This window comes from Pelagicoccus sp. SDUM812005, from assembly GCF_031127875.1.
GTDB lineage: Bacteria > Verrucomicrobiota > Verrucomicrobiia > Opitutales > Opitutaceae > Pelagicoccus.
In genome coordinates, this window is record NZ_JARXIA010000007.1 from 228,266 (window position 1) to 246,298 (window position 18,033).

The window sequence follows — 18,033 nt, forward strand, 5'->3', positions numbered from 1 at the left end:
CTGTGAGTCAGTGGTTTAGGATCTAATATTAAAAAGTAGAAAAAATTATTGGTGTAAAGTGCCGCGAGTCCCGTCTTGGAGCGAGACAAGTATGCGCTGATGACCATATCTCGTATTTTTGGAAAAGTATTTCTCACCCCGCTTACCCCGCGTTCTGAAGAGAGTTTTAGGCGGCGCATCGCTTTGGGCGTTGGCGCTATTCCTCGGTATTGCTCCGACTCTAGGGGCGGAAGATATGAGGTATTTCAATGTGCCTGCGGGGTGGGCGGTCGACACGCTCAAGGAGGTTTCGGAACAGGGGGAGTCTCAGTTTCTGTACATAGAGAGAATGTTGGAAAGGGTGCGTACCAAGAAGGTGCATGGGCACTATTCACTGCGAGAAGTTCTGGATCGGATGTTGGAGGACACCCAAATAGAGGCCGTCCGGGATAGTGTAACGGGGGCGTACTACATACGCAAAAGGACAGCGGAGATCTTAGCTAATGAAGGTTCTCCGAAGGGGAGGGAAGGAGGGATGAACACAATACAAACTAAAGATATGATGACTTTAAAAACCAAACTAAGAAAACTAGGAAAATACATATTACCCCCCTTTGTCGCAGCCTCCTCGTTGGTTGCTCAGGATAATGAAGACTCAGATGTATTTGAACTTTCGCCGTTCACCGTGGATGCAGGTGACGAGGCGGGATACCGAGCGACCTCCACCCTTGCTGGTTCTCGCCTGAACATGAGGTTGAAGGATGTAGGGTCCGCGATCTCGGTCATGACGAAGGAGCTCATGAATGATGTGGGAGCGACGGATGCCGGTACGCTATTATCCTACGGACTGAACACCGAAGTTGCATCGGGAGATCAAGGTAACTTTTCCAATTCCATCAGGTCAAACGGCTCCTACTCCTCCCAGGAGACAAGGCGTAACCCACAGAGCGGTCAAAGAATTCGAGGATTGGCTGAAGCGACGTTGACCCGCGACTATTTCCTCACGGACATACCATTTGACGGATAAAACACGGAATCGGTTACGATAAGCAGGGGCCCTAATTCCCTGTTGTTCGGGATCGGCAGTCCAGGAGGTGTTATCAACAATGCCATCAAAAGCGCTTCCATCGGAAGCGATTTTGGAGAATTAGGCATTCGTTTGGGCGAGCGAGGCAGCTATCGTACCACGATCGACTATAACAAGACTCTGTTGGAGGACCGACTCGCAGTGAGAGTTTCGCTTCTGGAAGGAGATACTCAATTCCAGCAAAGACCCGCTTACGAAGAGGTATCTCGCCGATTTGTCGCATTGAATGCGACGCTAGCGAAAAACGAGGGTGTCGCTTGGCTTGGCGCGATCAACCTCCGTGCCAGCGTGGAAGACGGCCTGATCATGGGAACCCCTCCTGACAACATTCCCATGTTGGATGGTGTCTCAAGTTGGTTCGGGCTTCCGGATAACTTGGATGACATCTTGGAGATGACAGGGGCTGCTCCTCGACCTTATGTGGCGAATTATCAGCCGAAATGGACGGTGCAGAATCACACGGGCGCGGTGACGTCCCAACCAGGTCCGAGCACTGGAGGCTTTTGGGAGCAGTATCCAGTTGTCTACAATAGCGTGAATGCGACGGAGCCAGGCGTTGGCTTTCCCGATGCCCCGGAAGTAGACGGCGTGCTCGCTCGTGTGCAGTGGGGGCTTTCCGATGGCGATCCGGGCTATGGTCGTTCCGACAACTACTACACATGGAGCTACTATGGTGGCGCTACGACTCCAGGGTTCCAAAGCCCGAATATCATAAATCCCAATATCTACGACAACCGTCGTACGCTCATCGCGGGAAATAGTCAGTGGGTTAGGCAAGAGTTCGATGTCGTGAACGTCCGCTTGGAGCAGGCTTTTCTCGAAAACAAGGCTGGTATCGAAATTGCCTACAATGCGGAAAACTATTCGAAGAACGAGCACGTGCCATTCTACAACCGTCCTTTGATCGCGGATGTAATGGAGACTCTCAGCAATGGTAAGCCAAATCCGAACGTCGGCCGCCCACTCATCATGGACTTGGGAAGTGATGACCGCAATGTGGATCACACCGCTCGACGGGCCTATCAAGCGACCGCCTTCTATAAGCTCGAACTCGAAGGAGACGGTATCAAGCGCTTCCTCGGGAATCATACCTTTACGGGGTTTGTCGGATCGCAGGAGATCGATCTCACCCGCCGCGAATTTCGCAACGTCTTGTTGGACCTGAGCGACGAAACTAACATCGAGTCGGATCTTAAGGATAAGATTGATAGCTGGCGCCGTAGAAATCCGATTGTGGTATATGTGGGGCCTTCTATGTTGGACCCTAGTATCCAATCGCTCGACGATGTTAAGCTGGATGGCTACTGGAAGGGAGCAATTCCTGAGCCTGGCGATATTTTGACGCAGCAATACCAAACTTGGGTTCCGACCTGGAAGGGCGATGAATTCACTGATGACCTCTTTCTGCAAGCGGACTACCGAGTGGGTGAGTTCTTGAGGGAGGGCGCTCGCTCTCGACGCGAAATCGACTCCGAAGTCTTCAGCGTGCAAAGTGACTGGCTCGCTGGTCATGTCATTAGCGTTCTGGGCTGGAGAACGGATGAGATGACCGACACAACCCGGGTTCGCAGGGAGGACTACAACCTGATCAATCCGCAGACGAACAACTATCATTTCCAAGACGGCGTGATGGATGAGGGGTCATTGATCCTCAGTCAGAATCCTGACGATATTTCGACGCAATCTGGGGATACCTTCACTGCGAGCATTGTGGCTCACGTTCCTAAAGAGTGGCTCAAGCTACCTTACAGTTCGCAGCTGAGTCTCCACTACAACGAGTCGGAAAACTTCTCCGCTTCCGGTGTTCGCCGAAACGTTTTAGGGGAAATTATACCATCTCCTACCGGTACGACTGAAGAGTATGGATTTTCGGTTAGCGCCTTGGAGGATAGGCTGTCTGTAAAGTTCAACTGGTTCGAGACATCTAACAAGTATTCAGATGGACCGAGTACCGACACCCCCGGTTGGATCCAGCATAGTATGGACCGCTGGAGAGATGCTGAAACGCAGGGAATGAGTTTCGCGGATGCGATGGCGATGAATACTCAACTCACGGGAATCGACGTGAGCGACCAGTTCAGCGGATACCAGGACGTCTACGACGAAGCTCTAAGCATGCTTCCTTTGAAAATAAGAAACCGTTTCCAGGGTTGGAACGAGAATGGAGCAGGCAAGTATGGCGTTTGGACGCCCAATCCTGGGCAAAGTTCGTCGCAAGACTTCGTGTCGAAGGGCTTCGAGGTCGATGTTGCTGGGCAGCTGACGGACAACTGGACAATGGCCTTCAACTTGGCGAAGCAAGAAACGGTGATTTCGAATGTGGCCCCGGTTGGGGCGGCAGCGATCTTGTCGATTGCTGACAACTTGGCGGCGTCTCCGCTGGGGTCGATGATCGACTCGCCGAATTTGGCGGAAGACATGACTTGGACCGAACGTTGGACCTCCAATCGCGTGAACTCGATTCTCGCAGCCTTGGCGAGCGAAGGTAAAGTTTCGCCAGAGCAGCGTAAGTGGCGTGCGAACCTTGTGACCAACTACAGCTTCAGCGATGGTTTCCTCAAGGACTTCCAGGTTGGCGGCGCTCTCAGATGGCAGGACCGCATTGCCACGGGGTACAGGATCGCAGTCGAGGATGGTCGCGTTACGCCACTTCTCGATCAGCCATTTTACGGGGACGACGAGTTGAATGGCGATGTATGGGTGAAGTATGGCAAGCCAATCTTCAAAGACCGGATTGACTGGCATGTGCAGATTAACGTTCGCAACTTCTACAGGAGCAATTCGGACTTCATTCCGATGATCACGAACCCGGATGGGCGTGATGTGGTGTTCCGCAACCCGAACCCAACGGAAATGTTCCTGACGAACACCTTTCGCTTTTAGTAGTTGTAAACTGATTACGTCGACAGTGTAGGGCTGCTTCCTTTGCCTGTAAACTGTTTGGGTCCCGTCCCTCTCCGTGAGAGGGATGGGATTATTTTTTTTTAGCGGTAATAGCTCGAGGGAGGCTGTTAGTGGAGGAGATTGTTTAAGGGGGACTGTTTCTGTGCTCATGTTCTCATTGGTTGCGTGGACGGCAGCCAGTCGCGTCAGGCTCGCGAGCGAAGGCTTCCTGACAGTCAACTAGGGGGTCTATCGCTTTCCTGATGGGCGCTCAGTGTACTTTGCGAACGAATGCCACTGGAGGAGGGCTTTCGTCGATTCAAGATGGAAGACTCCTCGGGAAACCGCTTCGACCAACTGCCCCTTATTCGCCAAATTTAACATCCATGAAAACTCATTTCATCCTACTTTTGATTGGTGCTATTGTAGCCTGCTGCGCTTCCGCCCACGCGGTGCAAGATAACGATTCACTAGATCCTACCGCCTTGCGCTGCGAGTACCTCGAGGAGCCGGTGGGGGTAGACTCTCGATTGCCGCGATTCTCTTGGAGAGTCGAATCTCACCGTCGCGGAGCGTCTCAGAGCGCTTGGCAGGTTCGGGTTGCTCGCTCGAGCGAAGCATTGCGTAGCGGAAAGGCTGAGCTTTGGGATAGCGGCCGCACCGCGGGAAACGATACCAACCAAATCGAATACCAGGGAATGGCGCTGAAGTCTGGCATGGAGTGTTTTTGGCAGGTTCGGGTTTGGGATGAAAAGGGCAATGTTTCAAAGTGGAGCGAGCCTGCCCGTTGGGCGATGGGGTTGTTGAACGAACAGGATTGGAAAGCTCAGTGGATTTCCTGCGAAGATGATGCCTCCTATCACAAGGACCGATCGAAACTGCACCTGCCAGCTCCCCGCCACTATCGGAAAGACTTTACCACTAAGAGAGAGGTTAAGCGGGCAGTCGTTTATGCTTCGGCTCTTGGTGTATACGATTTGTATCTGAATGGCGAACGCGTGGGTGACGCGTATTTGCAGCCGGGCTGGTCGGACTACAAGAAGCGAGCCTACTACCGCACGCACGAGGTGACCGAATGGGTGCGATCCAAGGGGAAAAATGCCATTGGAGCCGTTGTGGCTGATGGATGGTATTCTGGATACGTGGGCTACGGGCTTCTAGTCGGATACGGTCCCGACAAGGTGGGGCGCTATTTCTATGGGAAAACTCCAGCGTTTCTAGCGCAATTGGAAATCGAATACACAGATGGTTCGCGAGAGCTCGTCGTGACAGACGAGTCTTGGCGAGTCACGGATGGGGGGCCGACACGAGAATCGGACATCATTATGGGCGAAGCCTATGATGCGCGCATGGAGTTGGGAGAGTGGGCGTTGCCGGGCTACAAGGCCAAGGATTGGGAGCGTGCGGTCTTGGCGTCGAGAAATCCGCGCATCGACACGGTGTATACGGATCGAGCAGGACGTAAGCCAGTGAATCTTGGTTTCGAAACCCCCCCGGTGATGCAGTCTTACATGGCACCGCCAATCGTGGCGACTGAGGAGCTCCCTGCTAGATCCGTTTCCGAGCCGGAGAAGGGCGTTTTTGTATTCGATCTCGGACAGAACTTTGCGGGAATCGTGCGCCTGAAGGTGAAGGGGGAGCGCGGAACCAGAATCCGTTTGCGCTTCGGCGAAATGCTCAAGGAGAACGGGATGGTCATGACTGAGAATTTGAGGCGTGCCCGAGTCACGGATTTCTACACGCTAAAGGGAGATCCCGAAGGTGAAGTGTGGTCTCCTCGCTTCACGTATCACGGATTCCAATACGTTGAGCTCACAGGACTGGACGTCAAACCTGAGCTCGATGCGATCACAGGCATTGTCTTGCACAACGATACTCCATTGACCGGCGAATTTGAGTGCAGCGATCCCGTGCTGACCCAGTTCGGGAAAAATGCCCAATGGACCCAGCGGGCTAATTTCTTGGAGGTTCCGACCGATTGTCCGCAGCGCGACGAGCGGCTGGGCTGGATGGGCGACGCTCAGGCCTATATTCGGACCGCGAGCTACAATGCGGATGTGGCGTCCTTTTTTACCAAATGGATCGACGATGTGGAGGAGTCGCAGTTGAGCTTCGGAGCGTATCCAGACTACGCTCCGTACCCGATGGCCCACGGTGGAAGCGGTAAGTCCTTTGGCTCGGGATGGACGGACGCGGGGATCATCTGCCCGTGGACGATATGGAAAGTCTATGGCGATACGCGCATGCTGGAGGAACATTGGGACTCCATGACGCGATTCATGGAGTGGCGCTACGCCTCCACTGCGGTGAACGGTCTCGGAACCAGCCTTGGAAATCCTTGGGGAGATTGGCTTAATGTAGGCGAGAAGACGCCAATCGAGTTCATCGACACCTGCTACCATGCGATGGTGCTGGATATGATGGAGGAGATGTCGCTGGCCCTTGGTCGCCGTTTGGAGGCCGAGACCTATCGTGAGCGCGGCGAGAAGGTGGCGAAGGCGTTTGAAGCTGCTTACCTTAACGAGGATGGAACGTTGAAAGTGGATACGCAAACTGCTTACGTGCTGGGCGTGTCGGTAGGCCTGATTCCGGAGGGCCTTCGTTCCGAGGCGGCAATGCACCTTGCGGGGAAAATCGAAAAGAACGGTTTCCGAATGGCGACCGGATTCTTAGGAACCCGCTCCCTGCTGCCTGCATTGAGCGAGCATGGGCAGCATGAGTTGGCGACTCGTCTCTTTCAAAGCCGGGAGTATCCGAGTTGGGGATACGAGGTGGTAAACGGAGCTACTTCCGTTTGGGAGCGCTGGGACAGCTACACCAAGGAATTTGGCTTTAACGGAGCCAATGGGAAACAAAACGCCGGGATGAACAGTTTCAGCCACTATGCCTTTGGCGCGGTGATGGAATGGGCCTATCGGACGTTGGCGGGCATCGATACCATCGGACCTGGCTACCGTCATATCTTGATCCATCCCCGTATTCCCGGCTCGGAGAGCAACCCCGACAACGAGGTTGTCGACTGGGTCAAGGCTCGCTATGATTCAATCAATGGGCCGATTCGAAGCGATTGGAAGGTGGAAGACGGCATGCTCAGGATGAACGTAGAAATTCCGGCGAATACGAAAGCCACGATCGTCCTTCCTTCGAAGGACGTGTCCCAAATAAAGGAAGGGGGGGCTCTGGTTCGCTTAGGTGAGCACTTTCACTCTATCGATTCCGAAGGCGACGTAACGCGCTTGCTCGTGGGAGCCGGAACGTACGTGTTCGAATTGCCTTTTACGCGCTAGTGAAAGTTCGTAACGACAGGGATTTCGGGTTTCTGTGATTCGCATCGATGAAGCTACTTTGTACATACTTGCTGATTTTCAGTGTTTGTTCCGTTGCCAAGGCGGATGAGGGTCTTGTCTATCCTCTGAAGGGCGGCACGCCGCCTTACACAGAGTTTCTCGACAAGGGATTTCCTTTCAAGGAGCTAACAATCGCTATTGGGGGACGGGGCGAGCCGGATCGTGAGATAGTGCCGCGCGCCCTTATCGTCCCCTTGGCGGAGGACGTCTACGTCGCTTACGATACGGAACTGATGCGGGTGGCGGCTATTTGGAAAGGGGCATTCAGCGAGCCTCTTGGCGTGTCTTTCGCTTCTTATGCCCTTCCGCTAAATAAAATAGAGGGAGGCTTCCGCAGGCTTCCGAGTCCAGCCGGGAAGATTGTCTCTCGCAGCGGAGTTTACCCAGGGTGGCAACGCTCTGGCGATGTCAGGTTGTTCGACTTCAGAGAGGCTTACATAGACGAGCGTGAACCTGGCCGGGGGCCGATGGATCCGGAGCTTGCGTCGTGGAAGGGGGTTCGGGTCACGGACGATGGCGCTTTGCTGAGCTACCTTTTGTTTGGGGCGAACGCGTTTGAGCGTTTTCAGGTCTTGGATTTGGATGGCGATATTGTCGTTGAAAGACGGATACGTGTAGAGAATTTGGACTCGAAGGCGACTTTGCTGCTTCCCGGTCCAGGGGACGATGTCCGAAGTATCGATATCGGCCCAACTTCGGAGACTAGCTGCGAATGGGTGGTACGTTATTCATTGGATGGCGATGTTTCTATTGAGGAGGTGAAAACCGATAAAGGGTTCAGCACCGCTAAGGCGCAGCTTTGGCCGGAGAAGGCTGTGACAAGCTTTTCTTTCGGAAAGGAAAATCGAGGGTACGTATTCGACCTCTTGGACTTGCCGTATCCGAATCCCTGGAAACGTCGTATTCGCCCGGTGGATATAAAGTTTAGGAAGGATGGCAGCGCGGTTTTGCTCACTTTTGACGGCGACCTTTATCGACTGACGGGATTTGAATCAGCGGATTCCAGAATCGTATGGCAGAGAATTGGGGCCGGCTTTAACGAACCTCAGACGCTTGCTCTAAGAGGAGACGATATTTTCGTGTATTCAAGAGGTGGGATCAGTAGGCTGTGGGACTTGGACGGAGACCATGAGATCGATCGTTACGAGATGTTCTGCAATCGCTTCGTGCAGAGTCCGGATACGAGAGACTTTCCGAGTAGCATTGTAGCGATGCGGGACGGTTCATTTTTAATTTCGAAGTGCGGACAGCAAGTTGCGTCAAGAAACCCGCACAGCGGCCGGGTTCTTAAGATCTCAGCGGATGGAGAGAAGGTCTCGGTCTATGCAAGCGGCTTAAGGAACGCGTTTCTTGCTTACGATCCGTCTCGGGATTTGGTGACGGCCAGCGATCAGCAGGGCGAATGGATTCCCTCTACGCCATTGTTGGAAATCGAGGAAGGCTTGTTCTACGGGTATGAGAAGTCACCGGCAGCAACGGAGATGCCGGTCTCGCCTCCGTTGCTTTGGTTTCCGCATCGCGTGGCTCCCTCGGGAGTTGGGCAGGTGCACGGCTTCGACGAACGCTCTATCTCGTTCCGAAATAGTGTCCTGTACCTGGAGTACCATCGGCCGTCGATCCACAGAGTAAGTTTTGCGGAAGGAAACCTACGTAAAGCAAGCGCCTCGCAGTTGCCTCTGAGTTTAGAGATCCCCTTGCTCAATGGTTCGGTGAACCCGACTGATGGCATGGCATACGTGGCAGGTTTCCAGATCTGGGATTCCTCTGCTCCGCGTTTGGAGGGGATTGGCAGGATCCGGGAAGTCGAGGGGGGAATTCGCTCTCTCGAATCGATGGAGCCGGTAGCGAATGGCGTCGTTCTCAGCTATCGCACCCCGGTGGAACCGAAGGTTGCCTTGGATCCGAATCGCTACCAGGTGAGCGCTTGGGATTACCGTCGCACGGCCCAGTATGGTTCCGCCCAATACAACCAGAAGGGAGAACCGGGAATCGACAGCTTGTATGTCCATTCCGTGCATTTGTCTCAGGATCGGTGCCGGGTGTATCTCGCGATTGAGGCGATGCGTCCGGCGATGCAGGTGGAGGTTATGGTCGAATCCGACGGGAAGTGGCTGCCTACCTACTTGACTGTTGATGGCAGTAACAACACGCCCCTTGAAGCCTTGGGCTTTGGGATGCTCGATCCAGAGCGTTTGTTCAAGCTGGAACCAGCGCCGCGAGCGGAGGCGGGCAAGCGAGCGGTCGTTTCCGCAGCGCGGGGCCAGGAGATCTATTCGAATTTCGGCTGTATTGGTTGTCACTCCACCGATGGTTCGACGGAAGGACGGAGCGGACCTAGCTTTTTGGATTTGTACAACAGTCGTCGACATTTGACCGATGGAAGCGTTGTGAAGGCGACAAGATCTTATTTGAAAGAGTCGATTCTTGCGCCCTCCGAAAAGAAGGCGAAGGGCTACGATGATGGCGATGTCGGCATGCCCTCCTATGCGGGAATACTTAAGGAGGATGAGATCGAATCGATTTTGTTGTTCTTGGAGTCGCTCTAATAGGTCGAATCGTCGACGCTAGGGAGTTACGACGTCCCAGATTTTTTCTAGACTGTCTTCGCCGGCCGGGCCTCGGACGCTTAGGCGCACCACCCATTGCCCGGGCCGCGTGTAGTGGTGGATTGGGGACGGCTCGTTGGAGCTGTTCCCATCGCCAAAATCCCAATGCCAGCTCTGGATCTCTCCGTGGGAGCGATCTTCGAATTTGAAAGATCGGCGGTCCGTACCGATGTTCGTAACGCTCCAATTAGCTTGGATTGCGGGCTGTAGTTCTGGCTCGATTGGCATGAGCTTGAAAAGGCAGAGGGAGGAAGCATCGCGTACCATCTCCGTGTCATGAGCCAGGTTCATGAACGCTTCGAAGGTGTTGCCTTCGTCGTCGTACTCTAGAATGCACCAGGAGAGTCCGATCAAGCCGTTCTCTCGAAAATCGGATTCGGTCGAGTAGGCGGGGCCTCGCAGGTCTGCGTGGTCGAAAGCGGTGATGTAAAATTCAAGCTGATAGCGTCCGCCTTCTCCGTGCTGGAAGGAGTAGGATTGTGCTGCGTTGGCGTGTGGAAAATCCTTAATCCAAGGAGCGTTGCCCCAAACCATTGCCCATTCCTTGCGTAAGGAAGGTGTGAATACGTGATAATTTTGAGCGTGCTCTCCATGGCCCATGAAGTGGAGGTCGCTTTTCTTAAAAGCGTCTTTATGGGGGTGGACAGTGTTGATGAAAGAGCCGCCCGAGAGGTTGCCATCGACGACGACCTCGAAAATGTCGTTTTTCAGGCCTGAGCGGGCGAAGTCCCAATCGTCGTCGCTTGCGTCATAGTAAAAGTAGAGGCGATTGAGTCCCTCGACCCAAGCGACTTTTACCGATAGGTCGAAATCGGCTGGATCGAGGTCTATACCGCGACCGCGTTCCGTATCCATTAGCTGGTCGAGTCCGATCGCGTATCGCTCCGGGACGAGATTCCAGTCTGCGAAGGAACCGTCGATACGTGGGATTTGGTCTTTCGGAAACTGGAAGACCTCGAATTGTTGATCCGGGCGGCTGGCGGCCTGAGTCGAGTGAGCGCAGCCGCAGCCTAGCAAAACGGCGAGGGCAAGGCGGGTGCTCGAGTCGCTCATTTGAATCAGTGGCTGGCGTCTGGCAGTTTTTGTTTCAGCCCTTGCACGACCGGAGCGGAGACGAGCCAAAGGAGCATTCCGATGGTCATACTGGTCTTCACGTTTTCCAGGGACAAGGAGTCTATGGCGAAAAGGATGGAGGGGATTAGGGTTAGGGCTAGGCCCAGGAGGGATACGAGTCGAAAGGCAGTGATCATGAGGGCCGAGGTTAGGCGGTTTTGGTTTGTTTTGAGAAGGCCTGGTAAAGCAGCCCGGTGATGAGCCAGCAAGGAAGCACGAAGTTGACTGCGGTGTAGCCCCGGTAGACGATCAGGTAGAAGGAAGGGGCGACAGGAATGAGCCAGGCGAGCAATACGGCGAGGTTGAACGAGCTTTCGGGTACCAGTGATTGGAAGGTGGTGGCGTCGCGTTTGCGGAAGTACCAGTCGAAAAAGATGACGCCGCCCATGGGGGCTAGGATGGTGCCGTAGAGTCCGACAAATCCGAGCAGTTGCCAGGCGAAAGCTGGAAAAGCGCCCGCTGCAGTAGCGATCAAGCCTGCGGCGAAGGTAGTCCAAAATCTGGATACATTAGGAAATACGGTTTGGACCATCGCTTGAAAGGCGAGTCCGGCCCGGTAGATGGTTGGATTTGCGGTGGTCCATCCGGCCACGATGACGCAGACGATGCCGGCCAATCCGGCTACGTTGCTGGCCATGGGGCCGGGGACAGGGTTTGCGTCCTGGTTGAGTTTTATTTGGGCGGCGAGCATGAAGGCGGCAGCGACCCAAGCCATGTAGTGGCCGACATACATGCCGGCGGTGGTGGCCCAGCCGGACGATGCCTTTCTCGCGAAACGAAAGACGGAAAGGTCAGCCATGCCGACGTGCATTGCCGCATTGCAGAACCAAGCGAAGATGAAAACGCTCCAGAATCCCATGGTAGATTGGTTTTCTCCTTCTTGGGCGAATAGGATCGATTCGCTCCAGATAGAATTGAGCTCCTCCCAGCTTCCCGCTCCGAGCTGTTTGAAGGCTACGATTCCGCACGCTAGAAATACTAGCACCATCCAAGGGGAGGCAATGTTGGCGAACTTTGCGACAGTGTCGTATCCAAGCGAGGCGACGAGCGCGATGACGAGACCAACGGCGATGACGATGATGACGAACAAGGCGCTGTTGGGAAAGAGGTCGCTGGTGGTCGGCATCGGCATGTCGAAGGGAATCCCGACGGCAGTTGCCGACACGGTGATCATGGCCCCGGCGAGGAAGCAAAAGAGGAGTCCGTTCGCCAGGTTGTAGACGAGCACGAGCCATTTCCCGGCGATTTTCTCGAGGTGCTGGTAAAGGGTGAAGCGGGCTTTAATGGCAATGGGAGCGCAGACGTAGCGCCAGCTCAGCACAGCCATGAGATTGCCGAAAAGGAGGCCGAAAAAAATGTTCTGTAGCGATACGCCTGCGAGCAGGAAGAGCGGTCCGATCATGAATTCGGTTCCCGCGGCATGCTCTCCAGCATACATGCCCCAGAACTTGCCGGGGCCTTTAAGCGCGCGTTGGGGGACGGGCTCGCGTTCGTATTCGTCGCTTGCGGGTCTATTTTTTGGGGGTGCGATGGCGGTTGCTTCCATGAGGGGCTGGATTGATATTTATTGTGTGGCGGTTCGCAGGAGCGAAGGCGATTGGACTAAAGACCAAGGAAGGGATCTAACGACAAACTCGCCCTAACGAGACTGTCAGGTAAATCGAGGAAGGGGAGGCTTATCCCTTGATGGAGCCTTTGGTAATCCCGTTTACGTAATACTTCATGCCAAAGGCGAACACGATGATGAGCGGAATTGAGCCGATGATATAGCTAGCGAATTCGGGGCCGTGTTCCTGGGCGTGTTCGGAACTGTATTGAGTTACACGGAGAGTGAAGGTTTGCAAGTTGGGGGCGTCGATGGTGATGAGTGGCCACATATAGTCGTTGTAGATTCCGACGAAGCTCAGGATGCTCACGGTTGCAATCACGGGGAGGCAGAGAGGGAGGGCTATGCTGCGGTAAATTTGCAGCTCGCTCGCTCCATCGATCCGAGCGGAGTCGAAAAGGGATTGGGGCAAGTTCTCGATATAGGTGCGGCAGAGGATTATCCCTAGGACTTGACCTCCTGCTATGTAGTGTACCAGCAGCACCCAGGGTGTATTGAGAAACCCATGACCACCTTGCCCAAGCCAATCGTTTCCGCCCACGAATGGGAATTGCTTGTACCACAGGAACATAGGTATCAGCGTTAAGATTCCGGGTACCATCATAAGGGCGAGTATGAGCAGGTAGATGAGTTCTTTCCCGGGGAACTGAATACGGGCGAAAACGTATCCGCTAAGACTGGACAGGAACGCTAGTAGGATGACGCTAACGCTAGCGGTAATGGCGCTGTTGAAAATCGAGTGCTGAATAAAACCGAGTGCTTGGGCGAAGAAGTCCCAGCGGATTTCCTCGGGCGGCGCCCAAAAGTCGTGGATCACCTCGTCCGAGCTTTTGACGGAAAGCAGGATTGTCATCAGGAAGGGCGCTATGGTTATCATGGCCATAGCGGAAAGGACAATGGCCGTTGCAGGTGAAATCCCCTTTTCCCTTGATGCTTTCATGAGTATCCCTCCGACTTTTTCAGGAATTTCAAGTTCAAGAGGGTGACGCAAAGAATAAAAAGGAACAGGACTGTTCCTATGGCTGCACCGTATCCGAAGTTTCCGTACAGGAAGGCCTCTTTGTACATTGAGTAGGCAGGGACGTGAGTGGAGAGCCCGGGGCCGCCTCCTGTCATCAACAAGATTGCTTGGATTTCTTGGATGGAGCCGATCACGGCTAGGATAATTAAGAGTCGTGTTTCGCTTCTGACCAGGGGAATGTCTATATTTCGGATTCGGGCGAGGGTGCTGTCCGATTCCAAGGCATAGGCATCCTTTATGTCGTCTGAAATATTCATCAAGGAGGCTAGGTAGATGAGTAGTCCGATCGCTCCGACCCATGGGAATCCCATGAAGATGATTGAGGCGAGCGCGAGCGAGTGTTCTCCTAGCCAGCTGCTGGCAAAAGTTTCTGCTCCGATGGCGACGAGCGTTTGGTTAATCAAGCCGCTGGTAGGATTGTAGAGGTTTTTCCAGATGAGCACGATGACGATGGCGGGAACGAGCGTGGGAAAGAGCAAGATCCCGCGGAAAATACGCTGAACCCTCGTGTTGGAAACGCATAGTAGCAGCTGGGCAGCAAAAAAGGGGAACACGGTTGCTTTGATCACGCTCGCGATCAGGAGTATTAGCATGTTCAGCAAGCCAAAAAGGAATTGGTCGTCCTGTAGCACTCGTGAAAAGTTTTTTAGTCCTATGAAGTTGGGATATCGCCAGCTGGACCAATCTGTAAGTGAAAAGTAGATACTGGAGATCGCCGGCCAGTAGTTGAATACGAGAAGGAGCAGGATTGTTGGGGTGAGGAGCATAAAGCCGATTGTGGCCTTGGGGCGATGTTCGGATTTTGCCTTAAGTATGTTGGCAAACGCGAATACGCAGTAGGCGGATAGGAGTATCGCAATCGCTAGCAGTCCATTGTCGAAGGGGTTCCATGCGTCGGTTTTCCGTTCCCTGACGGGTAAGAAGTCGCGAGTGGTGGGGTCGAGGTCGTATTGATAGTTCGCCCGCAGACGCAGTACTGCTTCTTTCATGGAACGATCGTAAGCTTCGAGGAAACGATCAAGGTCGGTGCGTCCTCCCAAGTAGTCCTGGAGGTGAACGACGAAGTCGCCCACGCTTTTTTGTTCGTCGAAGAGTCCGCGAAACTCCAGTTTTACAACGCCGTTTCCGCCGAAGGCTTGGTACTGTTCTTCGAGGCCAGGGAGCATCGTTACTCCTTTGATCGTGAGAGGTCCGCTTAGATTGTATCCGTTTTCTAAAGTCAGATCGTGAAGGAGTTGCCCGGACTCGGGAGTCGCGATGAACATTAGAAAGTCCATTACCCGTCTTTCGTGTTCAGGGTCTGGCTTCTTCGTTACCGAGAGTAGGGTGCCGCCATTGAAGAACCCGCGAATGGGCCCGCTTACCAGAGGGTCGTCTTGAATGGGGGGTAGCCACATGACTCCGGTTTTGAACCGGCGGTCCGGGGCCGAGTTTTTTTGGTACTGGTCGTGGGTGAAAATGAATTGGCTACCCGCTAGCATCATTGCTGCTTCCTGTCTCATGAAGGCGTTCTGAGCGGATGCGATGTCAGATCCGATGTACCCTTTCTGAAAGAATTGGGAGAGCTCTTGCAGTCTCAGGTAAATGCGGCGGAATGCTTCTGATCTAAAATCGATTTTACCGCTTTCTATCCCGTTGATCACTCTCTCGGCGTTGAGGGGAATTTGTCGGTCGAAGAAGGGATTGGCGGGGTCATAGGTAAAATCTGAATGAGCGATGGGATCGAAGTCCCAGTCCCCAGGCTGCGCTGCGAGTAGTGGAATCTTGTCCCGGAGGTAGGCGTCGTTCAAGGCCCTCACCAGCCATCCGATGTTTCCTGCCCAGATGGAGCTGAAATCGCCCGGCATCGAAAAGGGAGTGTATCCTGCTGCCTTGATGGCGCGGCAGGTATCCAGCAGTTCATTCCAGCTTTGCGGTTCGCGTAACTCCAGCTCTTCGAATATGTCCTTGTTGTAGTAGATCCCTACGGAGATGAGGTCCAAAGGGAGCATGTAGAGCTCGCCGCCGTAGTTATCGAATTCATACACGTTCAGCTCGCGAAAGGAATCGATGAACTTTTTCCCGGTGTAGGGATTGGTTTGCTCGAGGTAGGGAGTGAGGGCTACCCATTTTCCGAGGGCGTCGTAGCCCTTGGTCATGTTCCCATTGTAGATGTCCGGCATCAGCTCGAGGCCGGCGGCCTCGCGCGTGCGGACGTACGTTGCGAGCTGGTTGCCGGTGGTGAAGGTTAGTTCGATCTCAACGTTCGGATGGAGCGCTTCGTATCGTCGGGCTATCTCCTCGAACGCGGCTTTGTAGTTTGTACGGTCCGTGGCGAAGCGGATGGTCTCTTTTTTAGCGGGCAGAAGTGAGGCGCTTCGCCCTGCTAGCGTAGCGGGCAGCCAGCAGGCAAGCATCGTGAAGACGAGAACTACTCTTGATAGGGATAGCTGGAGTATGGAAACCATCGGGGTGCATTTTCTCAAGAACAGGGCCGAAGGTGGGGAGCCTCGATTGTATTTTCGAGGACAGTTTTGTCTTTATGCGTCCGCTATCAACTGGAAGGGAATTCGTATTTGGTCAGCAGTTCTTGTTTTGGGGTCCACAGCTCGATGGACTCGAATCGTACGCGGCCATTGCCCGGGGAGAGGTGCAGCGAGAGCTTCGAGAGAGCGGTCTCCACCGGAAGGTCTATCTCGCAATGCTGCCTGAGGCAGGGCGAGCTCAGTTCGATGGGCTGGAGCCTGACGCGCTCTTGCCCGTCGGTGAAGGAGACGGCGATGGAGATTTCTTCCGTAGTCTCGCAGGAGAAGCGCAGTATTCCCGGCTCGAAGAGGGAAGGGGTCACTCTGGTAGTGACGCTAGGATCCTCTCCGTTGTAGTCGACTTGCATACCGCCCTTTTGGGACTGGACTTTGGCGCTTTCACTGCCGATCCAAACTCCGGCGACGTTGCCTTTGTAGTCAGCGTTGGGGTGGGGCAGCAAGCATTGGCTGGCTTGTAGGTTTTGTTCGATTAAAGCGTCCAGCTCTTCCACGATGTCGTTACGTTGGCCGGACAAATCGTTTTGCTCCCCGATGTCCTCCGCGAGATTGTAGAGCTCGTAGCGATGCTTTTGGTCGCTTGTGTCGTGGTAGAATCGATACAGTTTCCAAGAACCTTTCCGGACGGAAGTGTTGGGGAGGTTCATAGTCGCGGGCACGAAGTGGGGGAAATGGGAGAAGAGCGGCCCTCGGTCGTGGGGTTGCGACCGCAAGGCGGGAACGAAGCTAACTCCGTCCAAGTGAGCTTCGGGCGCTGGCGCTTGCCCGAGCATTTCGAGAAATGTGGGATAGAAGTCGGTGGTAGAAACGACGGAATCGTTGACTGTAGGCCTTTCTGCTACGCCAGGCCAATGCACGATTAGCGGGATACGCACCCCGCCTTCGTAGTTGTTGCCTTTGCCCGAGCGCAGCGGGAAATTGCTGGTGGGGTAGGTGCCTTCGACCACGTCGTACATATTGCCTCCGTTGTCCGAGGTGAAGACGACTATGGTGTCCTCTTGCAGTCCGAGCCGTTCCAGGGCGTCCAGCACTTTGCCTACGTTTTGGTCGAGAATGTCGACCATTGCTCCCATGTTGGGGTTTCGTTGGCGTTCTGCGTCGTCCACTCTTTTCTCGTATTTGGCTTTGAGATCCGGCTTGGATTGAAAGGGGGCGTGAACGTCGTAGAGCCAGAGGCAGAGGAAGAACGGGTCGGAGCGCTTGTCCTCGATAAATTTGACTGCTTGGTCTCCGAGCACGTCGGTGATATGGGTCCCTTCTTCGACCTCGGGCAGGGTGTCGCAATCCCAGGGGGCGAAAAAGTTGCCTGGGGTAGGTGGCCCGGAATGGTGGCGCCCGCCGACTACGGTATCGAAGCCGAAATTTTCCGGAATATGGGGAGCGTGCCCAAGGTGCCACTTGCCCATAAGGGCATTGTGGTAGCCGGCCTTTTTGAGGTCTGCTCCGATGGTGCGGTAGTCGAGGCTGAGACGGTTGATGGGGGTGGGAGCGGCAGCGCGCTGGTCGGCCGGGGCGGTCTTGTGCTCTCGTCCTTCCAGAATCTCTGGAATCTCGTGCCCAGTGGGCATCGTGAAGTGCAGGCGTCCTGGATTGCGACCCGTAAGAATGCTGGCTCGGGTCGGAGAGCAGAGCGGACTGGCCGAGTAGGCGTCGGTGAACTTCATGCCCTTGGCGGCGATACGGTTGATGTTGGGCGTCTGGTAGAAAGTGCTGCCGTAAGGTTCGGTGTCCATCCAGCCGAGGTCGTCCGCGAGGATGAAGACCAGGTTTTTGGGGGTAGGGGCTTGCTTCATAGAGTACGAATGCCTCGAGGCACCGCAGAATTATTAATCGTAAGGTTGGCTCAATATTAGGCTCAGCTTCATGTCG

At 54.4% G+C, this 18,033-nt stretch carries 10 protein-coding genes; 4 read left to right on the plus strand and 6 right to left on the minus strand.

Annotated elements, in window-relative coordinates:
* Positions 1-235: 235 nt before the first annotated feature.
* The 4 genes from QEH57_RS10730 to QEH57_RS10745 all read left to right on the plus strand — a co-directional run bounded on the left by QEH57_RS10730 (position 236) and on the right by QEH57_RS10745 (position 9,842).
* Positions 236-1,006: a hypothetical protein gene (locus QEH57_RS10730; RefSeq protein ID WP_309006733.1), complete on the plus strand. Its 771-nt coding sequence runs from the start codon at positions 236-238 to the stop codon at positions 1,004-1,006.
* 366 nt (positions 1,007-1,372) lie between these two features.
* A complete protein-coding gene (locus tag QEH57_RS10735; RefSeq protein ID WP_309006734.1) occupies positions 1,373-3,949 on the plus strand; it encodes a hypothetical protein in 2,577 nt (858 codons plus the stop codon).
* A 386-nt stretch (positions 3,950-4,335) separates the two neighbouring features.
* Positions 4,336-7,236, plus strand: a complete 2,901-nt coding sequence (locus tag QEH57_RS10740) for a glycoside hydrolase family 78 protein (protein ID WP_309006735.1) — start codon at positions 4,336-4,338, stop codon at positions 7,234-7,236.
* Positions 7,237-7,283: 47 nt separating this feature from the next.
* Positions 7,284-9,842, plus strand: a complete 2,559-nt coding sequence (locus tag QEH57_RS10745; protein WP_309006736.1) for a DUF6797 domain-containing protein — start codon at positions 7,284-7,286, stop codon at positions 9,840-9,842.
* Between the two features lie 18 nt (positions 9,843-9,860).
* Here QEH57_RS10745 and QEH57_RS10750 read toward each other — a convergent pair whose 3' ends face one another.
* The 6 genes from QEH57_RS10750 to QEH57_RS10775 form a co-directional block, all read right to left on the minus strand.
* Positions 9,861-10,955, minus strand: a complete 1,095-nt coding sequence (locus QEH57_RS10750) for a PKD domain-containing protein (RefSeq protein ID WP_191618707.1) — start codon at positions 10,953-10,955, stop codon at positions 9,861-9,863.
* 5 nt (positions 10,956-10,960) lie between these two features.
* Complete coding sequence (locus QEH57_RS10755) at positions 10,961-11,152, minus strand: hypothetical protein (RefSeq protein ID WP_191618708.1); 192 nt, start codon at positions 11,150-11,152, stop codon at positions 10,961-10,963.
* Between the two features lie 11 nt (positions 11,153-11,163).
* Entirely contained in the window at positions 11,164-12,561 is a 1,398-nt protein-coding gene (locus tag QEH57_RS10760) for a hypothetical protein (protein ID WP_309006737.1), read from the minus strand.
* Positions 12,562-12,691: 130 nt separating this feature from the next.
* Positions 12,692-13,498, minus strand: a complete 807-nt coding sequence (locus tag QEH57_RS10765; protein WP_191618710.1) for a carbohydrate ABC transporter permease — start codon at positions 13,496-13,498, stop codon at positions 12,692-12,694.
* A gap of 59 nt (positions 13,499-13,557) precedes the next feature.
* Positions 13,558-16,089 (minus strand): extracellular solute-binding protein, encoded by a 2,532-nt coding sequence (locus tag QEH57_RS10770; protein ID WP_309006738.1) that lies wholly within the window; start codon positions 16,087-16,089, stop codon positions 13,558-13,560.
* 86 nt (positions 16,090-16,175) lie between these two features.
* Positions 16,176-17,957 carry a sulfatase gene (locus QEH57_RS10775; RefSeq protein WP_191618712.1) on the minus strand — a complete coding sequence of 594 codons (1,782 nt, stop codon included), beginning with the start codon at positions 17,955-17,957 and terminating at the stop codon, positions 16,176-16,178.
* Between the last annotated feature and the right edge of the window lie 76 nt (positions 17,958-18,033).